Below are 17,882 nucleotides of genomic sequence, written 5' to 3' on the forward strand. Positions count from 1 at the left end.
GCCGCTGCATCGAGGATAGGTCCGCCGTCCAAGTCGGAGGATCAGCCCATGAAGACCCGCGCCGCGGTGGCGTTCGAAGCCAAGAAGCCGCTGGAGATCGTGGAGCTGGACCTCGAAGGGCCCAAGGCCGGCGAAGTGCTGGTGGAGATCAAGGCGACCGGCGTCTGCCACACCGACGCCTACACCCTGGACGGCCTCGATTCCGAGGGCCTCTTCCCCTCGATCCTGGGCCATGAGGGCGCGGGCGTGGTGGTCGAGGTGGGCCCGGGCGTCACCAGCGTCCAGCCGGGCGACCACGTGATCCCGCTCTACACGCCGGAATGCCGGCAGTGCAAAAGCTGCCTTTCCCGCAAGACCAACCTCTGCACGGCGATCCGCGCCACCCAGGGCAAGGGGCTGATGCCCGACGGGACCAGCCGGTTTTCGTACAAGGGGCAGACGATCTACCACTACATGGGCTGCTCGACCTTCTCGAACTACACGGTCCTGCCCGAGATCGCGGTGGCGAAGATCCGCAAGGACGCGCCGTTCGAGACCGCCTGCTACGTGGGCTGCGGCGTGACCACGGGCGTCGGCGCGGTGGTCCACACCGCCGACGTGGAGGCGGGCGCGCGCTGCATCGTCTTCGGCCTGGGCGGCATCGGCCTCAACGTCATCCAGGGCCTGAAGCTCGTGGGCGCCTCGCAGATCGTCGGCGTCGACCTCAACCCCGACCGCGAGGAATGGGGCCGCCGCTTCGGCATGACCGACTTCGTGAACCCCAAGGACGTGTCGGGCGACCTGGTCCAGCACCTCGTGGCGCTGACCGACGGCGGGGCGGACTACACCTTCGACGCCACCGGCAACACGACGGTCATGCGCCAGGCGCTGGAAGCCTGCCACCGCGGCTGGGGCGAGAGCATCATCATCGGCGTGGCCGAGGCCGGCAAGGAGATCGCCACCCGGCCGTTCCAGCTCGTCACCGGCCGGGTCTGGAAGGGCACCGCCTTCGGCGGCGCGCGCGGCCGCACCGACACCCCGAAGATCGTCGACTGGTACATGGACGGGAAGATCGAGATCGACCCGATGATCACCCACAGGATGCCGCTCGAGGACATCAACAAGGCCTTCGACCTGATGCATGCCGGCGAGAGCATCCGCAGCGTGGTGGTCTATTGAGCCTCGAGACCCTCAGCACGAACAAGGCCTTCGGCGGGACCCAGGGCGTCTACCGGCATCAGAGCCGGGAGACGGGCGTGCCGATGGTCTTCTCGGTCTATGCGCCGCCCCAGGCGGAGCAGGGGCCCTGTCCGGTGGTCTGGTACCTTTCGGGGCTGACCTGCACCCACGCCAACGTCACCGAGAAGGGCGAATTCCGCCGGGCCTGCGCCGAGCTCGGCCTGATCCTGGTGGCGCCGGACACCAGCCCCCGGGGCGAAGGCGTGCCGGACGACCCGGGCTACGACTTCGGCCAGGGCGCGGGCTTCTATGTGGACGCCACCCAGGAGCCCTGGGCGAAGCACTTCAGGATGGAGAGCTATGTCGTCTCCGAGCTGCCGGAGATCGTCGCCGCGAACTTCCCCGTCGACATGGCCCGGCAGGGGCTCACCGGCCACTCCATGGGCGGCCACGGGGCGCTGACCCTCGCCCTGAAGAATCCCGGCCGCTGGAAAAGCGTCTCGGCCTTCGCGCCGATCAGTTCGCCCATGCGCTGCCCCTGGGGCGAGAAGGCGCTCGGCGGCTACCTCGGCGAGGAACGCGCCGCCTGGCGGCGCTACGACGCCACCGCGCTTATCGAGGACGGCGCCCGCATCCCGGAGCTCCTCGTCGACCAGGGCGCGGCGGACAACTTTCTGGATGGTCAGCTCAAGCCCGAGCTGCTGGAGCAGGCCTGCCGCGACGCCGGCATCCCGCTGACGCTCCGGATGCAGCCCGGCTACGACCACAGCTACTACTTCATCTCGACCTTCATGGCCGACCACTTGGCCTGGCACGCGGAGCGCCTCGCTTGAGCGCGGTCGTCGTGGCCGTCAGCGCCAAGCGCAGCCACGGACCCGACAAGAAGAACCAGCTCTTCATCCGCCTGATCGCCGGCCAGGGTGCCGAGGGCGACGCCCACTGCGGCGAGAAGGTGAAGCATCGCAGCCGGGCGCGGTTCAATCCTGGCCTGCCGAACCTGCGCCAGGTGCACCTGATGCACCAGGAACTGCACGACGAACTGAACGGCAAGGGGTTCTCCATCGCCCCCGGCTACATGGGCGAGAACGTCACCACCCGCGGCGTCGACCTGCTGGGCCTGCCCAGGGGCGCCCGGATCCGCCTGGGCCCCGAGGCCCTGATCGAGGTCACCGGCCTGCGCAACCCCTGCATCCAGCTCGAACGGCTGCAGGAGGGCCTGATGCAGGCCTGTCTCGAGGACCGCGACGGCGTCCTCGTCCGCAAGGCGGGTGTGATGTGCGTGGTGCTGGCGGGCGGCGAGGTGAGGGCGGGCGACGCCATCGTGGTCGAGCTGCCGCCGGAGCCGCACGAGCCGCTGAAGCCGGTCTAGCCCAGCGCCTCATCCACCAGTTGCGGGAAGACCTTGGCCACCTTGCCCAGCAGGTAGTCGCCATAGGTCCCGGAGAAGTCGTGCACGCTGGCCTTGTCCCAGCGTTCGGTGCGGTCGCTGTGCCGGTCGGCCGTGGCGGCCTGGGGTAGGGGCTGCATCCGCGCGGTGAAGTCGGGATCGAAGAACAGCGGGAAGGACAGCCGGTCGTGGCCGGAGACGTTGCGCACCCGGTGCGGCGTCGACCTGAACCGCCCGCCGGTCAGGCGCTCCAGCATGTCGCCGATGTTGCAGACCAGGGCGCCCTCGATCGGCGGGGCCTCGATCCAGCCGCCGGGCGTCTTCACCTGCAGGCCGCCGTAGCGGTCCTGGGCCAGCAGGGTCAGCAGTCCGTAGTCGGTGTGCTCGCCCACGCCCCAGGAATCCCCAGCCCCGCCCGCGGGATAGTGGAAGATCCTGAAGAGCACCGTGGGCTCGGCGAGGTAGGTTCGGGCGAACCAGTCGGCGTCCAGGCCGAGGCTCAGCGAGACGCCCTCCATGAGCACGGCGGCCGCCCGCGTCGCCGCCGCCATGTAGGCCAGCACGACGGGCTTCAGCGCCGGCTGCTCGGCCGGCCAGAGGTTCGCCCCATGCATCGGCATGCGGTCGCGGACGCGCGGATGGTCCGGGCCAAGCTCCGTGCCGAGGTAGAGCCCCTCCTTGAGGTCCGGCCTGCCGGAGGTGAGCTCGCCGCCCAGCGGGAACCAGCCGCGCCAGGCCCGGCCGCCGTGGGCCATGGCGATCGCCTCCCTGGCAGGCAGGGGCAGGGCGAAGAACCTTCGGCTCTCGGCCTCCAGACGCCCGAACAGCTCCGCCGGGATGCGATGGCCGACCAGGTAGAAGAAGCCGTGCGCCTCGCAGGCCGCCCGGATCGCCCCGGCCACGCGGGCCCGGCCCGCGGCGTCCGCGCGGTCGTACAGCGGCCCCATGTCGATGATCGGCAGGCGCTCGGTCATGGCCCATCCATAGGCCGGACGCCGCCCAAAGAAAAACGGCCCGGATTGCTCCGGGCCGTTCTCCGTCTCGATTACGCCGAGACTAGTACCGGAAGCGCAGGGTCGCGCCGACCGTCCGGGGCGCGCCCAGGAAGGCGTCATAGACGCTGACCGAGTCGTTGTTCTCATCGACCTGGTAGGGGCCGTTGAAGCCGACCTGGACGTAGTCCTTGTCGAACAGGTTGTTCGACCACAGCTCCACCGTCCACGCCTCGTCGGCGGTCGAGAGCGCCACGCGGGCGTTCACCAGCACCATGGCGTCCTGCTCCTTGGAGGGATGCAGGTCGGAGCCGGTGTTGTACCGCGAGGTGTACTTCGCCGAGACGTTCGACTTGAACTTCATGCCGTCCAGCACGTCGCGCTCGTAGGTGCCGGCCAGCGAAGCCGACCAACGCGGCGCGAACGACAGTTGCGCGCCGGGCAGGCGACGCAGGCTGTTGAAGCGGCTCGGGTTGATCAGCTCGCCCGCCACGAACGGCGAGATCTCGGTCTCGGCATAGGTCACGCCGCCCTGGAAGGTCAGGCCGTCGATCTGCGGGACGTAGATGAAGTCCAGGTCCACGCCGCGCGAGATCACTTCCGGGATCGTCTCCACCACGAAGGCGGTGCCCACGAAGGTGTTGAGCTGGAAGTCCTTGAAGGTCTGGTGGAACAGCGCGGCGTTGAGCAGCAGGCTGTTGCCGAACCAGCTCGTCTTGGCGCCGAGCTCGAAGGAGTCGACGAACTCGCCCTTGAACGAGGTGTCCGGATCGGCCGTGAAGTTCGGCAGGCCGCCGGCGATGACGATCGCCTGTTCACGGTCGAGGTTGAAGCCGCCCGCCTTGTAGCCGCGCGAGTAGGAGCCGTAGGCCATCAGGTCGGGGCTGAAGCGGTAGGACAGTTTCGCCGTGCCCGACCATTCTTCCTCGGTCCGCTCCTGGGTGGTGACGCCCAGGTCGTCGAAGTCGTTGTTCTGGGCGTTCAGGCACAGACCGCCGACGATGGTCTGGGCGGTGGCCGCACCGGCGACGCGGACGAGCGTGGCGAACGCCGCCTCGCCCTGGTCGCAGGAGGTCCCCGTCGAGCTGTAGTCGGTGACCAGGGTCTTCTCGTCGCGGGTCCAGCGCAGGCCCACCGTCGCCTCGAGCGCGTCGGTGATCGCGAACGAGTTGTTGGTGAACAGGGCGAAGGTCTCGCCCTCCTGGCTGTAGCGGTCGTCCGAGCCGTTGCCGTTCTGGAAGATCGTGCCCGGGACGAGGCCGATCAGCGCCGGGGCGCCGCCCAGCACGCGGCCGGCGAAGTAGGCGTAGTAGTCCGTGCCGTAGCGGAGGATCGCCCGGCTATCGAGGTCTTCCTTGGCGTAGAAGCCGCCGACCAGCCAGTTCAGGCGGTTGTCGACGGCCTGGCCGGCCAGGCGGACTTCCTGCGACACCTGGCCGAACTCCACGAAGTTCGAGCCGTCAGCGGGGCGATAGACCAGGTCGGCGGCGGTGAAGTCGCTGTCCTGGCCGGTCTCGGCGCGCCAGTTGCGGATGGCGGTGACCGAGGTCAGCGTCATGTCCGGGGTGATGTCCCAGTTGGCCTCGGCCGACACGCCCTTGTCCTCGACGCGCTGGGCGGTCGAGCGGTTGGCGTAGCCCTGGCGGTCGAACGGGGTGCTGGTGGTGTCCAGCGAGCCCGGGCGAACCTGCTCGATGAAGTTCGCGCGGCTGTTGGCGGCCTGGCCGACGAACAGCTGGGTGCCCACGCAGCAGTCTTCGTCGCGCTTGGTGTAGTCGGCGATCAGGCGCAGCGAGAGCGTGTCCACCGGCTCCCACAGGAGCTGGGCGCGGCCGGTGTAGAAGTTCTGGTTGTTGTCGTGGGTGTTGCCGCGCGGGCCGGGGCCCGTCTCGATGTCCTGGTAGCCGTCGCGGTGACGGCCGCCGACGAAGATCCGGCCGGCCAGGGTGTCGGTCAGCGGACCGGAGATCGCGTTGGTGAAGCCGAACTGGCCGAAGTTGCCGACGGTCGCTTCGGATTCGGCGGTCAGCTCGCGGGTCGGGCCCGCGGTGATGATGTTGATCACGCCGGCCGAGGTGTTCTTGCCGAACAGGGTGCCTTGCGGGCCCTTCAGCACCTCGATGCGGGTCACTTCGCCCAGGTCGCCGAAGGAGACGCCGTTGCGGGGACGGTAGACGCCGTCGATCACCACGCCGACCGAGCTCTCCAGGCCCGGGTTGTCGCCCACCGTGCCGACGCCGCGGACGCGGGCGGTGACGATGGTCTCGTTGGACGTCGAGGTGACGGTCAGGCCGGGGGTCAGCACGGTCAGTTCGCGGATGTCGCGGACGCCGGCGTCGCGCATCAGTTCGCCCGACACCGAGGTCACGACGATCGGCACGTCCTGCAGGCTCTGCTCACGCTTTTGGGCGGTGACGACAATTTCCTCGACCGCGCGCTCGGCGCCGGCCTCGACGTCCTGCGCCTGGGCCGCGGTCACGCCGGCGGCCAGCAGAACGGGGGCGAGCGCCGCCGTGCGGAGAAGCTTCTGGATTTGCATATAGATCCTCCCGAGCCGCCCACGCGGGGAGGCGCGGGCTTCGGCTCAAAGTGGGCGGCCTCTACGGGCGCCGACGCGCGCGCACAAACGGCCCCGCTCCCGGGGCTCTCACGAGGTCAAGGTTGTGGCGCCGGGGCCACGAAATCAGGGGTGGTCCGGGGTCCGCCGCCGGAATTGCGCCGCTTTTGACGTACCTGCGCTTCCTGAACGCTGTTCACCTGGATGCGTCGGAACGTCGCGAGTCGCGAAAGCTCTGCAACTCCTGAGCGAAATCGCTGCTACGTTTTTCGGGCTCCGTCATGCCCACACCGGAGCTGGCGGCGGGGTCTTCGGGTCCCGCGGCCACCCCCGGCCGGGCCCCGCCGCGAGCGGGGTCCGGCCGGAGGGAGTTCCCGCCGCCGGCGCGCGGCGCTGTGGGCTCTTTCGTCCGTCATGATCTTCTGCGAGAGAGCGCCACATGTCGTCCGTGACTCGCGCCCTGATCCTCAGCGCCGGCCAGGAAAGCGGCTCCTGCCGCTGACCACGTCGCGCCCAAAGTGCCTGATCGAACTGTCGGGCAAGACCCTGCTGCGCTGGCAGCTCGAGGGCCTGCGCGCGGCCGGGATCCGCGAGGCGGTCGTCGTCACCGGCTTCAAGGCCGAGGCCGTGGACGCCGAGGTCGCCGCCCTCGACCTTCCCGGCCTGCAGGTCCGCACCCAGTTCAACCCGTTCTTCGACGTGGCCGACAACCTGGCCTCCTGCTGGATGGCCAAGGAGCAGTTCGACCGCGACCTCCTGCTGCTGAACGGCGACACCCTCTTCGAGCCGAAGATCGCCGAGCGCCTGGTCGCCGCCCCGCCGTCCGAGATCACCGTCACCGTCGATCGCAAGGCCGGGTACGACGCCGACGACATGAAGGTCCTTGAGGCGGGCGGCCGCCTGAAGGCCATCGGCAAGGTGATCACCGAGTACAACGCCGAGAGCATCGGCTTCCTGCGGTTCTCGCCGGCCGGCGGCGCCCGCTTCGTCGCCGCCATCGACGCGGTGATCCGCTCGCCCGGCGGCCTGAAGCGCTGGTACCTCTCGGCCATCGACGAGATCGCCAAAGCCAGCGGCGTGGTCACCGTCCAGTCCATCGAAGGGCTGGAGTGGGGCGAGATGGACTTCCCGGCCGACTACGAGGCCAACAGCGAGCTGACCGCCCGCTGGGCGGCCAACGCGTCGAAGCAGACCGCCGCCTAGGCCTCCCCGACCACCTTGCGGACGAAGTCGAGGTCCGCGGGCTTGTCCACGTCCACGGCCGCCAGGCCGAACGGGGAGGGCACGGCCGCCGCCCGCACGCCCGCCAGCCTGCCGAGCTTCTCCACCGCGCCCTGCAGGGTGAGCCGGCGCAGCAGGAAGGCGGCGAGGGCGCCGGGTCCCAGGATCGCCGCCATCTTCCAGGGCCGCTTGCGCTCGGCCTCCAGCCGCTTCCAGAAGTCCACGGCCTTCAGAGCCTGGGGCGTGCCCAGGTAGAACAGGTTGCAGCCCGACCAGCCGCCGTCGGTGAACGGCAGGTAGGTCCGCTTCGTGCCCCCGGCGTCGCGTTCGATCACGGCGCGGTTCGCCAGCATGGCGGCGACATCGGTCCCCTGGGGGGATGCCGGCCAGGAACGCGTGGATCCACTCGGGCGCCAGCAGGGCGTGGTCCGAGGTGGTGATCAGGAGCGGCGTGCCCATGGCGGCCGCGCCCTGTTCCACGCTGAGGCTCGGCCCTTGCGCGGCGTCCAGCACCTCGACGCCCAGCGAGCTCGCCGCCTCGACCACCGCCGGATGGTTGGCCGAGACGCAGATCCGCGCCGCGCCCGCCTCGCGCAGCGCCGTCACCACCCGCTCCAGCAGGGTCCGGCCCTGAAGCAGGATCAGCGCCTTGTGCGGCACGCCGACGCTCTCCGCGAACGGATCGGGCCCGCCGCGCGTGCCGGCCAGGACGAGAGCATTGAACGCCGTCACGCCAGCGCCTTCTCGTAGATCCGGTAGGTCTTGTAGACCTGGGCGCCGGCCGCCTGGAGGATGTGGTTCATCGGCCGGTTGTCCTCGAGGATCCAGGACAACTCGGCGCGCTGGTAGCCCAGCTTCCGGGCCGCGCTGGCCCCCGCATCCATCAGCAGGAACGGCAGCAGCACGCCCCGCGGTGTGCGGGCGAACTTCCTGCGGACACCCATGAGCGGCACGCGAGCGGTCTTCAGGCCCTTCACCTTCAGGCGCCAAAGCAGTTTCGCCCACCCGAACGGCAGCAGCCGCCCCTTCAGGTCGCGGATCGCCTCGTTGAGGTTTGGCAGGAAGACGATGAAGCCCGCCGTTTCCCCGTCGATCTCGGCGAACCAGGTAAGCCGCTTGTCGATCAGCGGCTTCAGGGCCTTGGCGAGTTGCGCCGTCTCAGCCTCGGTGGTCGGGGTGAACCCCCAGTTGTCCGCCCAGGCGTCGTTGAGGATCGTGGTGAGCTCGCGGACCTCCTGGTCGTACCGCGCCATGTCCAGCTCTCGGACGGCGACGCCCTCGGGCAAGCCGCGGCGGACGCGCTCCAGCACCCGGTCGGGCAGGTCGTGGGTGGTGTCGGCCAGGTAGGCGAAGATGTCCTTGGCCTTGGCGTAGCCCAGGTCCTCGATCCTGCGGCCGGTGAAGGCGGGGTCGTGGCCCATCAGCACCATGGGCGGGGTCTCGTGCCCCTCGACCAGCAGGCCGACCTCCTCGTTGATCGAGAGGTTGAAGGGGCCTAGCGCCCGGTCGCGGCCCCGCTCGCGCAGCCAGGCCTCAGCGGCGGCGAAGAGGGCAGCGAACACCTCGGGGTCGTCCTCGGCCGCGATCATCCCGAAGTGCCCGGCCTTGCCGAGATCTCTCTGGCATCAGGCGGTCGATCTGGGCGCTGATCCGGCCCACGTCGCGGCCGTCCCGGACGGCGAGCCAGAGCTGCACCTCGGCGTGGGCGAAGAACGGGTTGGTCTTCGGCGTCAGCGCCTCTCGGCGCTCGACGACCAGCGGGGCGATGTAGTTCGGATCGCCGGCGTTCAGCCGCATCGGCAGGCGGATGAAGCGGTCGAGCTCGGCCGGCGTCGTGACCGGCAGGATGGTGACGCCCCCCAAGGCCCCGCTATCCTTCGAGATAGAGCAGGACGGAGAGCGCGCCGCCCGCGAACAGCGCCGGCGCGGCCCAGGCGGCCAGCCAGGCCGGCGCGAGGCCGCTCTCGCCCATCGCCGTGAAGACACCCTCCACCACCAGGAACAGCAGGCCGGCGGCCAGGCAGACCACGAGGGTGACGCCGCCGCGTCCGGCGCGGAAGTTGGCCAGCGCCACGGGGACGGCCAGCAGCAGCATGACGACGCAGGCGATCGGATGGGCGGCGAACCGCTGAAGCTGGGTGGCGTAGTAGCTGCGGGGCCGCACCGAGGCCGTGCCCTCCAGCGCGGCCTGCGCCACCTTCGGCGTGATCATGGCGTCGGAGAACAGGGCTTCCACCTCGGAAGGCGCGAGCGCGGTCCGCCAGATCAGTTCCTCGGCCGAGGACGCCTGGACCCGGCCCGGCGCCACGGTGCGCACCTCCGGCGAGTCGAGCTTCCAGCCGTTCGGCACATGGACGGCCGACGCCGCCTTGATGGTCTGGCTGAGCTGGCCATCCAGGGTGCGCCGGTAGATCGTGATGTCGTCCAGGCGGTCCGGCCCGGCGGGCGAGGGCGTCGCCACCACGATGTCCGGCCCGACCCGGAAGGTGCGGGGCTGGGGCGCCTCCCGGCTCACCGGCGGGGTGGTGGAACGCCACCAGTCGACGAGGGTGCGGTCGGTGGCCGGGGCCACGAGGGTGCTCATGGCCAGCTGCAGGATCATCATGCCGATCGCCAGGGGCACGGCCATGGCGGTCAGGCGGTAGCCGGACACCCCCGCCGCGCGCATGGCGGTGACCTCGCTGTTGCGGGCGAGGCGGGTGAAGCCGAAGAGCGCGCCCGCCAGTACGGCGAGCGGCGCGGCCTGCTCGATCAACCGCGGAAGGCGCAGCATGGTGTAGTAGGCGACGCCGCCGGCCCCGAGCTGCCGCTCGACGATATCGCTGGTCACATCCAGCAGGTCGAGCACCTGCAGCACGCCGATCAGCACGACGAGCGCGCCAAGGATCTGGACGCCCAGCACCTTGGCCACGTGGCGGGTCATGGTCATGCGACCGCCCTCCGGCGCATCTTCATCTGCTTGCGGGCCCGGGCCAGCCAGTCGGCCACGTGCTCGACGACGACCGTCGCGGGGGGTCTCGCCGGGTCGTTTGCGGCTGGTCACGAAGGTGATGGCGCAGATCGCCGTGAAGGCCACGAACGGGCCGCCAACGCTCAAGGCGGCGGCCGCCTTGCCGTTGGCCGCCAGGCCCTGGCCGAACTGCAGGAGCTGGTTGAAGGTGAGCAGCAGCAGACCGGCGACGATGATCCCGGGCGCCGAGCCCCGGCGCTTGGTGGCCAAGCCCAGCGGCAGGGCGAGCAGCGGCAGCAGCGGCAGGGACAGCGCCCGGCTCCAGCGGGCCAGGAACTCGGCGATCAGGGTCTGGCGCGGGATCAGGCTGTCGGGCCGACGGGCCTCCGAGACCAGCTCGCCGAGCGTCAGCTCCCGCTCGTCGCCGCCCCGGGCCCGGAGCAGCCGCGCCGCGCCCGAAAGCGGCACCCGCATGGCGAATGTGTCGAAGCTCAGCACCTCGGGCTCGCCGCGGCGGTTGGTCCCGAGCTGCAAGCCGCGCTCCAGCACGAGGGTCGCGCTCTCGCCGTCCGCGTTGGTCCTGAGCTGGCCCATCCGGGCGGTGATGATCTGCTCACGACCGTCGTCGTCGATCTGGCGGATGAAGACGCCGGTCAGCCTGCGGCCCGCCGCGTCCGCGAAGTTGGTGGTCATGGTCAGCTTGTCGTTCGGCGCGACGATCATCCCGCCCTGGACCGAACCACTCCACCCGGCGTTCTCCGCGGCGTGCAGCACCGCCCGGTAGGCGTAGCGGGAGTAGGGCTGGAGGTAGCCGAACAGCACGAGCGAGATGCACATCAGCACCAGGCCCAGGCCCACGAACGGCACGACGATCCGGCTGAACGAGACGCCGCTGGCCAGCAGGGCGTCGATCTCGGAATCCTGGTTCAGCCGCGAGATCACCACGAAGAGCGCGATGAAGAAGGCCGCCGGCAGGGTCAGGCCCAGGTAGTGCGGAACCAGGTTGGCCGTGAGCTCGGTCAGGAAGCCGAAGCGGTTGCTGGAGCCCGAGAGCACGTCCAGCAGCCGCAGCACGCGCTCCAGCAGGAGCCCCGTCAGGGTGACGAGAATGGCCCCGATCAGGGGCCATGTCATGAGCTTGAGCGTGTAGCGGTCGATGAGGCGCACTGGGTCTCCGTCCGCCCTCAGGCCCGTCCCCAGCGGCCGGCGAGCTCGGCGGCGAGCGCGGCGGACTGGTCGTCGGTCAGCGCCACATGGGCGCCGAGGTTGGGCTGCGCCGGCCAGCCGGCGTCGGCGAAGGTCAGGCCGGCGTGCTCGCGGCTCCCGTCGTAGCGGGGGATGACGTGGAAGTGGACGTCCCGGTCGACCATCATCAGCATGAGGTAGTTGATCCGCTCGTAGCCGACGAAGTCGGTGAGCAATCGCTCGATCCCGTCCACCGCGGTCTTGAGATCCGCGAACGCCGACGGCGTCAGCTCGGAGAAGGCGCCGGCTTCCTCCTTGCATACGAGCACGAGCGAGCCGAGGGTCGGCTGCTGAGGGCGCACGAGGACCCACCAATGCGCGGTTTCCGCGACCAGGGTCCTTGGATGGCCGAATTTCTGGGCTGTAGGGTTGGTCATCGTCCGCCGGGACAGGCCGCTAGTGTCCCGAGTCCGGTCAGTAGCGCTGTGGGTCGCATCATAGGGAGGGGGTCGTACTGATGAAAGCCCGAATGGCCGCCATGTGGGTGGCGGCGATCGGTGCGGCGATTCTCCCGATCACGGCCAGGGCGCAGGATTCCTGCGCCGGCGCGGCGGAGCCGGGATTCGTCCGGCTGACGGTGCGGGCGCAGAACGTGCAGTCGAGCGCCGGCGAGGTGGCCTTCACCCTCTACCCCAACATCAAGCGCCGCTTCCTGGCGGCGGGCGGCAAGCTGCTGCGGACGCGGGTGAAGGCGCAGGCGGGGACCACGTCCGCCTGTTTCTGGGTCGCACCGGGCGCCTACGCCCTGGCCGTCTATCACGACGCCGACGGGGACCGGGATTTCGACCGCAGCCGGCTGGGCTCGCCCGTCGAGGGCTTCGCCTTCTCGAACAATCCGCCCACCCGATTCGGCCTGCCGGCCTTCGAGGCGGCGCGCTTCGACGTCGGGCCGGAGGGCCGCCAGCTCGCGGTGCAGATGCGTTACCTGCGCGCCGATCTGAGCCGGTAGGCGCCGAGCGGCGCAAATTCCCCGTCCGCCGTCGCGCCGCGCGCGCTGACCCGGGTCGTGAAGCCGGCCTCGGTCCGGGCGATGGCCAGCTCGTGCCAGCGCGCCGCCTCGCCGTGCCCGCCGGGCGCCGCGGACGCCGAGGGCACGCCCAGCACGGGGATCGGGCCGTCCGGTCCGGCGATCCGGGTCACCAGCGATTCGTGGGCGTGGCCGTGCAGGACGAGCTCGGCGCCCTCCGCGGCCAGCACGGCCCGCAGCTCCAGCGCGTCGGTCAGAGACTTCCGCCGGGACACCGCCCCCTCCGCGACCGGGTGGTGCAGGAGCACGAGACGGTAGAGCCCAGACGCGCGGGTCTCGCGGAGCACCTGCGCCAGCCGCGCGATCTGCTCCGCGCCCAGCTTGCCCTGGGCCAGGTGCAGCGCGGTGGGAACCGCCGAGCTGAGGTTGATCAGCGCCACCGGCCCGCGCAACCGCACGCGCGGGAAGGGCCCGGTCGCCTCGTCGCCCAGCCAGTCGGCCCAGGCCGCCAGGGGATCGCCGGCCCGGCGATCGATCAGGGCGTCGTGGTTGCCCGGGCTCACCGTCACGTCGCCGGCGGGGCCGAGGCCCGCCAGCCAGGCGCGGGCCTGGTCGTATTCCTCATGAGTCGAGAAGTTCGTCAGGTCGCCCGTCAGCACGATGTGGTCGGGGGCATGCGCCTTCACGTCGGCGACCAGGGCGGCCAGCACCTCCGGCCGGTGGACCTTCGATTTCCGCCGCCAGGCGATCCGGGAAAGCGCCCGCTTCGACACGGCGTCGGCGAGCCCCAGCTTCATGGGCGGCGGCGCCAGATGCGGGTCCGAGAAGTGGGCGAGGCGGATCTGCGACAAAAGAAGGAGGTCCCGGAGGCGAACGGTTTCTGGTCAGGCGCGGCGCAATCTGGCTATCAAGTCCACCGCATTTGCAAAGGGGCTATGGGCGTTTTGAGCGACACGGGATCGGTGGGACGGCCTCTCGGCCTGACGGTAGGCAGCGGCCAGGCCCGCATCTGGGGCATGACCGGCGCGGAACGGCTGCGCCGGCAGTTCGTGCGCGCCGACCTGGAGCCGGCCGCCGCGCCGGCCGCCGACCGCGCCGCGGTGATCGCGCGGGCCGACTGGGTGATCGACGAGAACCTGCTGAAGGCCGTGGCGAAGCGGCCGGGTTCGATGCTGGTCGCCCCGGACGGCGCAGCCGTCGCCGCCCACGCGCCGGCGGGGCAGGGGGCGTCCGTCGCCGCGGCCCTGGAGGCCGGCGGCCTTCCGACCGGTCTCGAAACCCTCGACCTCGACGCCCTGTCCTACAACGAGGCGCTCCGGAAGAAGGAGACGCCCGTCCTCGAGCCCCTGACCGAGGCCAATGTCCGCGCCGTCGAGGCCCGCACCTTCAAGGGGTCCTACAAGGGCGTCACCGACATCGTCACCAAGTACGCCTGGCCGCTGCCGGCCAGGATCGTCACCCGCTGGTGCGCGCTGGCGAAGATGACGCCCAACCAGGTCACCGCCATCGGCTTCCTGCTGGTGCTCGCCGCCTTCTGGCTGTTCTGGATCGGCGAGTTCGGCTGGGGCCTGGTCTGCGCCTGGATCATGACCTTCCTCGACACCGTCGACGGCAAGCTCGCCCGGGTGACGCTGACCTCGTCCAAGTTCGGAAACCTCTTCGACCACGGCATCGACCTGATCCACCCGCCCTTCTGGTGGTGGGCCTGGTACGTGGGCCTGCAGCACACCGGCCAGCTCCCGCCGGACGCCGGCCTTTGGCTGGGCGTCATCCTGATCGGCTACTGGGTGCAGCGGGGTATGGAAGGCGTGTTCATGCGCCGCTACGGCTTCCACGTGCACTCGTGGCGGCCGTTCGACAGCTTCTTCCGGCTGATCACGGCGCGGCGAAACCCGAACCTGCTGATCCTGACGCCCGCCGCCCTGCTGGGCCCCGGGCCACGGGTTCTGGCTGGTCGGCGCCTGGACGGCGATCTCGCTGGCGGTCCATGCCGTGCAGCTCGCCAAGGCGCTGATGACCCCGCGCGACCAGATCGTCTCCTGGCTCTCGCGCTGATGCGCGCCGGCGTCATCCGGAACCCGAAGAGCTACCGCAACCAGCGCAGCATGCCCTGGGCCCAGGCCCCCGAGGGGACGCTGTTCGCCAAGCCGCGGACCAAGGAGGCGCTGTCCGAGGCGCTCCGCGAGTTCGCCGGGGCCGGCGTCGACCTCCTGGTGCTGGACGGCGGCGACGGGACGGTGCGCGATGCGCTCACCCGCATCCCCGCCGCCTTCGGCGACGCCCACCCGGCCCTGGCCGTCGTGCCCTCGGGCAAGACCAATGTGCTGGCCGAGGACCTGGGCGTCCCGGCCGACTGGACCGTGGAGCAGGCGCTGAAGCGGGCCTTCGAACCCGGCGCGCCGCGCCAGGCGCGGGCCTGCCTGGAGGTGGTCCGCCGGGACGGGTCGGAACGGCGCCGGGGTTTCGTGTTCGGCATAGGCGCCTACGTCCGCGCGACCCGGCTCGCGGCCTCGGCCCACCGGCTTGGGGCGTTCGGAACGCTGTCGGTGGCCCTGACCCTCGGGGCCTCGGTGGTCCAGAGCTTCGTGGGCCGGCCGGATCGCGGCTGGCGGGGCGGGGAGCCGGTGCGGCTGCGCCTGGCCGGCGGCGAGGCCGAGGACCACGCCCGCTTCCTGGTGCTTTCCACGACACTGGAACGCCTGCCGCTCGGCCTCAAGCCGTTCGGACCGGAACGGCCGGGCCTCAAGACGCTCGCCGTCGACGCCCCGCCCCGGCGGCTGGCGTCCGCGCTCGCCCCCTCTGGAAGGGCGAGACTCCGGCCTGGCTGGAGCCCGCCGGCTACGTCCGGCGCGACGGCGACCTGGAGGCGGCGCTCGACGGCGAGTATGTGCTGGACGGTGAAGCTTACCCTGCCGGCGACCTGATCGTGCGCGCCGGGCCGGTGCTGGAGTTCGTGACGTGACCTCGCTCGAGGCGATGCTGAAGAAGGAGCTGGCGGCGAAGGTGACGCCCGCCGCCCGCCAGTTCGCCGAGACGCTGGCGGCCGCCCAGCCGGGGGCGCTGGCGGTGATCTACTACGGCTCCACCCTGCGCACCGGGGATCTCTCGGGCCTGCTCGACTTCTACGTCCTCACCGCACAGCCGCACCGGACCGGCGTCCGGGGCGCGCTGGAGCGCCGCCTGTGGCCCGAAGTCAGCTACCGGGAGGTCGAGACCGTCGCCGGAACGCTCCGCGCCAAGGCCTCCACCATGCCGCTTTCGGTGTTCCGGCGCGCGGCGGAGGGCCGGACGCTCGACACGACGATCTGGGCGCGGTTCGTTCAGCCGGCCGGCCTCGTCTGGAGCCGCGACGCCCATGCCCGCGACGAGGTGATCGCCGCCGTCGCCGCGGCGGTCCGGACGGCCGGCGCCTACGCCGCCGTGCTCGGTCCCGAACGGGGCGTGGCGCTGGAATACTGGCGGGCGCTGTTCCGCCAGACCTACCAGGCCGAGTTCCGGGTCGAGACCGCGAGCCGGGCCGATGAGATTCTGAAGGTCGCGCCCGCCCGCTGGTCGGCGCTCCTGCCGCTCGCCTGGACGGCTCAGGGCTTCGTCTTCGAGCGGAACGGCGACGACCTGCGCCCCGCGCTCAACGACGAGTTCCGCAGGACCATGCTCGCCCGCTGGCGCGCGCGCCGGCGCTCGGGCAAGCCTCTGAACCTGGCGCGCCTCGCCAAGGCCGCCTTCACCTTCGACGGGGCGGCGCGCTACGCCGCGTGGAAGATCGAGCGGCACACGGGGATGCCCGTGGAGGTCACGCCGTTCCGCGAGCGGCACCCGATCCTGGCGTCGCCCATCGTGCTTTGGCAGCTCTCGCGCTGGAAGAGGAAGCCCTAGGCCTAGCCCAGCGCGCGCTGTTCCGAGGGCAGCAGGCCGATCTGCTTGCCGACCGCCTCGAACACCGACAGCACCTCGTCGATCTGCTCGAAGCTGTGCGCGGCGCTGACGCTGGATCGCAGCAGCGGACGGTTGTCCGGCGTCGCCGGCGGCATGGCGAGGTTCAGATAGACCCCGTTGGCCAGCAGGGCGTTCCAGGCGGTCAGCGCGGCCGGAAGGTCCGGCATGACCACGGCGACGATCGGGCTGGCCGTGTCGCCGGTCGTGAAGCCCATGGCGCGCAGGCCATCGAACAGCCGCTTTGAATTGGCCTGCAGGCGGGTGCGCAGCGCGGGCTCGTCCTCGACCCGCTTCAGCGCCGCCAGGGTCGAGGCGACGACGGCCGGGGGCAGGGAGGCGGTGAACATGTAGGGCCGCGAGACGACGCGCAGGATGTCGAAATCCGCATCGTCGGAGACGCAGAAGCCGCCGATGGCGCCCAGGCTCTTGGAGAAGGTGCCGACGATGTAGTCGACGTCCGCTTCCACGCCGGCCGCCTCGGCCAGGCCGCGGCCCTTCTCGCCCAGCACGCCCATGGAGTGGGCCTCGTCCACCAGCAGGTAGGCGCCCATCTCCTTCTTGACCGCGACGATCTCCTTCAGCGGAGCCACGTCGCCCATCATCGAATAGATGCCCTCGACGACGATCAGCCGCTCGCCCGGCGCGTCCTTGAGGCGGCGCAGGCGCTTGGCGAGGTCTTCGGGGTCGTTGTGGCGGAAGCGGATGACTTCCGAGTGGCCGAGCCGTGCGCCGTCGTAGATCGAGGCGTGGCTGTCGGCGTCCAGGATCAGGTGGTCGCCGCGGCCGACGAGGGCCGACAGGACGCCGAGGTTCGCCTGGTAGCCGGTCGTGAACACCATGGCGTGCTCACGGCCGTAGAACTTCGCGAGGTCGCGCTCCATGGCCAGGTGGCCGCCGAAGCTGCCGTTGGCGATGCGCGAGCCGGTCGTGCCCGTGCCCCAGGTCCGCACGGCCTCGGCCGAGGCGTCGATGCAGTCGGGGTCGAAGGTCAGGCCAAGGTAGTTGTTGGTGCCGAGCAGGATGACGCGGCGGCCGCCCAGCTCCGCCTCGGTCGGCGAACGCACGGCGTCGAATCGCACGTTGAACGGGTCCGCCCCGTGGCTGCGGATACCTTCGTAGGCCTGGCTGTAGCCGAGGTGCTTGTCGAGCAGTCCCATTCTTCTTTTGCCTTACGCCCGCAGCTCGGTGATCAGGGCGCTCAGGTCCCCGATCGTCTGAATATCCGCAAGTCGATCGAGCGGGATCGAAATATCGAACCGATCCTCAAGCTCCATCACGATGTTCATCAGCGCCAGGGAATCCACGGAGAGATCGCGCGCGATATCGGTTTCGTCCTGTAGACGAACGGAACGACCAAGCACGGTCGTTACGGCGCGCTCGATTTCTCGCACCGTAAGATCGGTGACGACTTCGGCCATGCTAAAGCCTGCCCCCTCTGGCAAGTCCCCTGGACGGTAGCTAACCACGAA

17 protein-coding genes and 1 pseudogene are annotated in these 17,882 nt (G+C 70.6%); 7 read left to right on the plus strand and 11 right to left on the minus strand.

Translation table 11 applies throughout. From position 1 onward, the window contains the following. Positions 1 to 48: 48 nt before the first annotated feature. Genes LRS04_RS20785 through LRS04_RS20795 form a run of 3 tightly spaced genes read left to right on the plus strand, consistent with a single transcriptional unit; the run spans position 49 to position 2,527 of the window. On the plus strand, positions 49 to 1,158 hold the full coding sequence (locus tag LRS04_RS20785; protein ID WP_257817979.1) for an S-(hydroxymethyl)glutathione dehydrogenase/class III alcohol dehydrogenase: 1,110 nt from the start codon (positions 49 to 51) through the stop codon (positions 1,156 to 1,158). After that, the gene (fghA, locus tag LRS04_RS20790) at positions 1,155 to 1,991 is read left to right on the plus strand and encodes an S-formylglutathione hydrolase (protein WP_257817980.1); all 837 of its coding nucleotides are present in this window, start codon (positions 1,155 to 1,157) and stop codon (positions 1,989 to 1,991) included. Before LRS04_RS20785 ends, fghA begins: the two co-directional genes overlap by 4 nt. Next, on the plus strand, positions 1,988 to 2,527 hold the full coding sequence (locus tag LRS04_RS20795) for an MOSC domain-containing protein (RefSeq protein ID WP_257817982.1): 540 nt from the start codon (positions 1,988 to 1,990) through the stop codon (positions 2,525 to 2,527). Before fghA ends, LRS04_RS20795 begins: the two co-directional genes overlap by 4 nt. On the opposite strand, the gene LRS04_RS20800 is transcribed toward LRS04_RS20795, so the two are convergent. Both LRS04_RS20800 and LRS04_RS20805 read right to left on the minus strand, forming a co-directional pair. Further along, a complete protein-coding gene (locus LRS04_RS20800) occupies positions 2,524 to 3,519 on the minus strand; it encodes an isopenicillin N synthase family oxygenase (protein ID WP_257817984.1) in 996 nt (331 codons plus the stop codon). The two genes, LRS04_RS20795 and LRS04_RS20800, sit on opposite strands and share 4 nt — an antisense overlap. Before the next feature lie 82 nt (positions 3,520 to 3,601). Then, on the minus strand, positions 3,602 to 6,076 hold the full coding sequence (locus LRS04_RS20805) for a TonB-dependent receptor (protein WP_257817985.1): 2,475 nt from the start codon (positions 6,074 to 6,076) through the stop codon (positions 3,602 to 3,604). A gap of 432 nt (positions 6,077 to 6,508) precedes the next feature. Between LRS04_RS20805 and LRS04_RS20810 the strand changes: the two genes are divergently transcribed. After that, positions 6,509 to 7,297, plus strand: coding sequence for an NTP transferase domain-containing protein (locus LRS04_RS20810; protein WP_257817987.1), 789 nt, complete (start codon positions 6,509 to 6,511; stop codon positions 7,295 to 7,297). Here LRS04_RS20810 and LRS04_RS27140 read toward each other — a convergent pair. From LRS04_RS27140 to LRS04_RS20835, 6 genes and pseudogenes are all read right to left on the minus strand, one after another. Then, complete coding sequence (locus LRS04_RS27140; protein ID WP_308238194.1) at positions 7,294 to 7,668, minus strand: hypothetical protein; 375 nt, start codon at positions 7,666 to 7,668, stop codon at positions 7,294 to 7,296. The genes LRS04_RS20810 and LRS04_RS27140 overlap by 4 nt on opposite strands. Positions 7,669 to 7,750: 82 nt before the next feature. Next, a pseudogene (locus LRS04_RS28355) lies at positions 7,751 to 8,047 on the minus strand (nucleotidyltransferase family protein); the annotation flags it as partial. Then, positions 8,044 to 8,877 (minus strand): dATP pyrophosphohydrolase, encoded by an 834-nt coding sequence (locus LRS04_RS20820; RefSeq protein WP_257817989.1) that lies wholly within the window; start codon positions 8,875 to 8,877, stop codon positions 8,044 to 8,046. The pseudogene LRS04_RS28355 and the gene LRS04_RS20820, both read right to left, overlap by 4 nt. Beyond that, a complete protein-coding gene (locus LRS04_RS20825) occupies positions 8,849 to 9,178 on the minus strand; it encodes a hypothetical protein (protein WP_257817991.1) in 330 nt (109 codons plus the stop codon). Before LRS04_RS20825 ends, LRS04_RS20820 begins: the two co-directional genes overlap by 29 nt. Before the next feature lie 7 nt (positions 9,179 to 9,185). Continuing rightward, complete coding sequence (locus LRS04_RS20830; RefSeq protein WP_257817993.1) at positions 9,186 to 11,432, minus strand: LptF/LptG family permease; 2,247 nt, start codon at positions 11,430 to 11,432, stop codon at positions 9,186 to 9,188. Between the two features lie 17 nt (positions 11,433 to 11,449). Beyond that, complete coding sequence (locus LRS04_RS20835) at positions 11,450 to 11,812, minus strand: HIT family protein (RefSeq protein ID WP_374576611.1); 363 nt, start codon at positions 11,810 to 11,812, stop codon at positions 11,450 to 11,452. A gap of 155 nt (positions 11,813 to 11,967) precedes the next feature. Between LRS04_RS20835 and LRS04_RS20840 the strand changes: the two genes are divergently transcribed. Then, positions 11,968 to 12,459, plus strand: a complete 492-nt coding sequence (locus LRS04_RS20840) for a DUF2141 domain-containing protein (protein ID WP_257817997.1) — start codon at positions 11,968 to 11,970, stop codon at positions 12,457 to 12,459. On the opposite strand, the gene LRS04_RS20845 is transcribed toward LRS04_RS20840, so the two are convergent. Further along, positions 12,432 to 13,328, minus strand: a complete 897-nt coding sequence (locus LRS04_RS20845) for a metallophosphoesterase (RefSeq protein WP_257817998.1) — start codon at positions 13,326 to 13,328, stop codon at positions 12,432 to 12,434. The genes LRS04_RS20840 and LRS04_RS20845 overlap by 28 nt on opposite strands. 111 nt (positions 13,329 to 13,439) lie before the next feature. On the opposite strand from LRS04_RS20845, the gene LRS04_RS27150 reads away from it, so the two are divergent. Both LRS04_RS27150 and LRS04_RS20860 read left to right on the plus strand, forming a co-directional pair. After that, positions 13,440 to 15,401, plus strand: coding sequence for a CDP-alcohol phosphatidyltransferase family protein (locus LRS04_RS27150; protein WP_308238195.1), 1,962 nt, complete (start codon positions 13,440 to 13,442; stop codon positions 15,399 to 15,401). Between the two features lie 34 nt (positions 15,402 to 15,435). After that, a complete protein-coding gene (locus LRS04_RS20860) occupies positions 15,436 to 16,353 on the plus strand; it encodes a hypothetical protein (protein ID WP_257818000.1) in 918 nt (305 codons plus the stop codon). Positions 16,354 to 16,355: 2 nt separating this feature from the next. On the opposite strand, the gene LRS04_RS20865 is transcribed toward LRS04_RS20860, so the two are convergent. Together LRS04_RS20865 and LRS04_RS20870 are read right to left on the minus strand one after the other, a co-directional pair. Then, positions 16,356 to 17,570 carry a pyridoxal phosphate-dependent aminotransferase family protein gene (locus LRS04_RS20865; RefSeq protein ID WP_257818001.1) on the minus strand — a complete coding sequence of 405 codons (1,215 nt, stop codon included), beginning with the start codon at positions 17,568 to 17,570 and terminating at the stop codon, positions 16,356 to 16,358. Positions 17,571 to 17,582: 12 nt separating this feature from the next. Then, positions 17,583 to 17,831 carry an acyl carrier protein gene (locus LRS04_RS20870; RefSeq protein WP_257818002.1) on the minus strand — a complete coding sequence of 83 codons (249 nt, stop codon included), beginning with the start codon at positions 17,829 to 17,831 and terminating at the stop codon, positions 17,583 to 17,585. Positions 17,832 to 17,882: the final 51 nt, after the last annotated feature.

Origin of the sequence: Phenylobacterium sp. J367 (assembly GCF_024699985.1) — a bacterium.
Classification (GTDB): Bacteria; Pseudomonadota; Alphaproteobacteria; order Caulobacterales; family Caulobacteraceae; genus Phenylobacterium.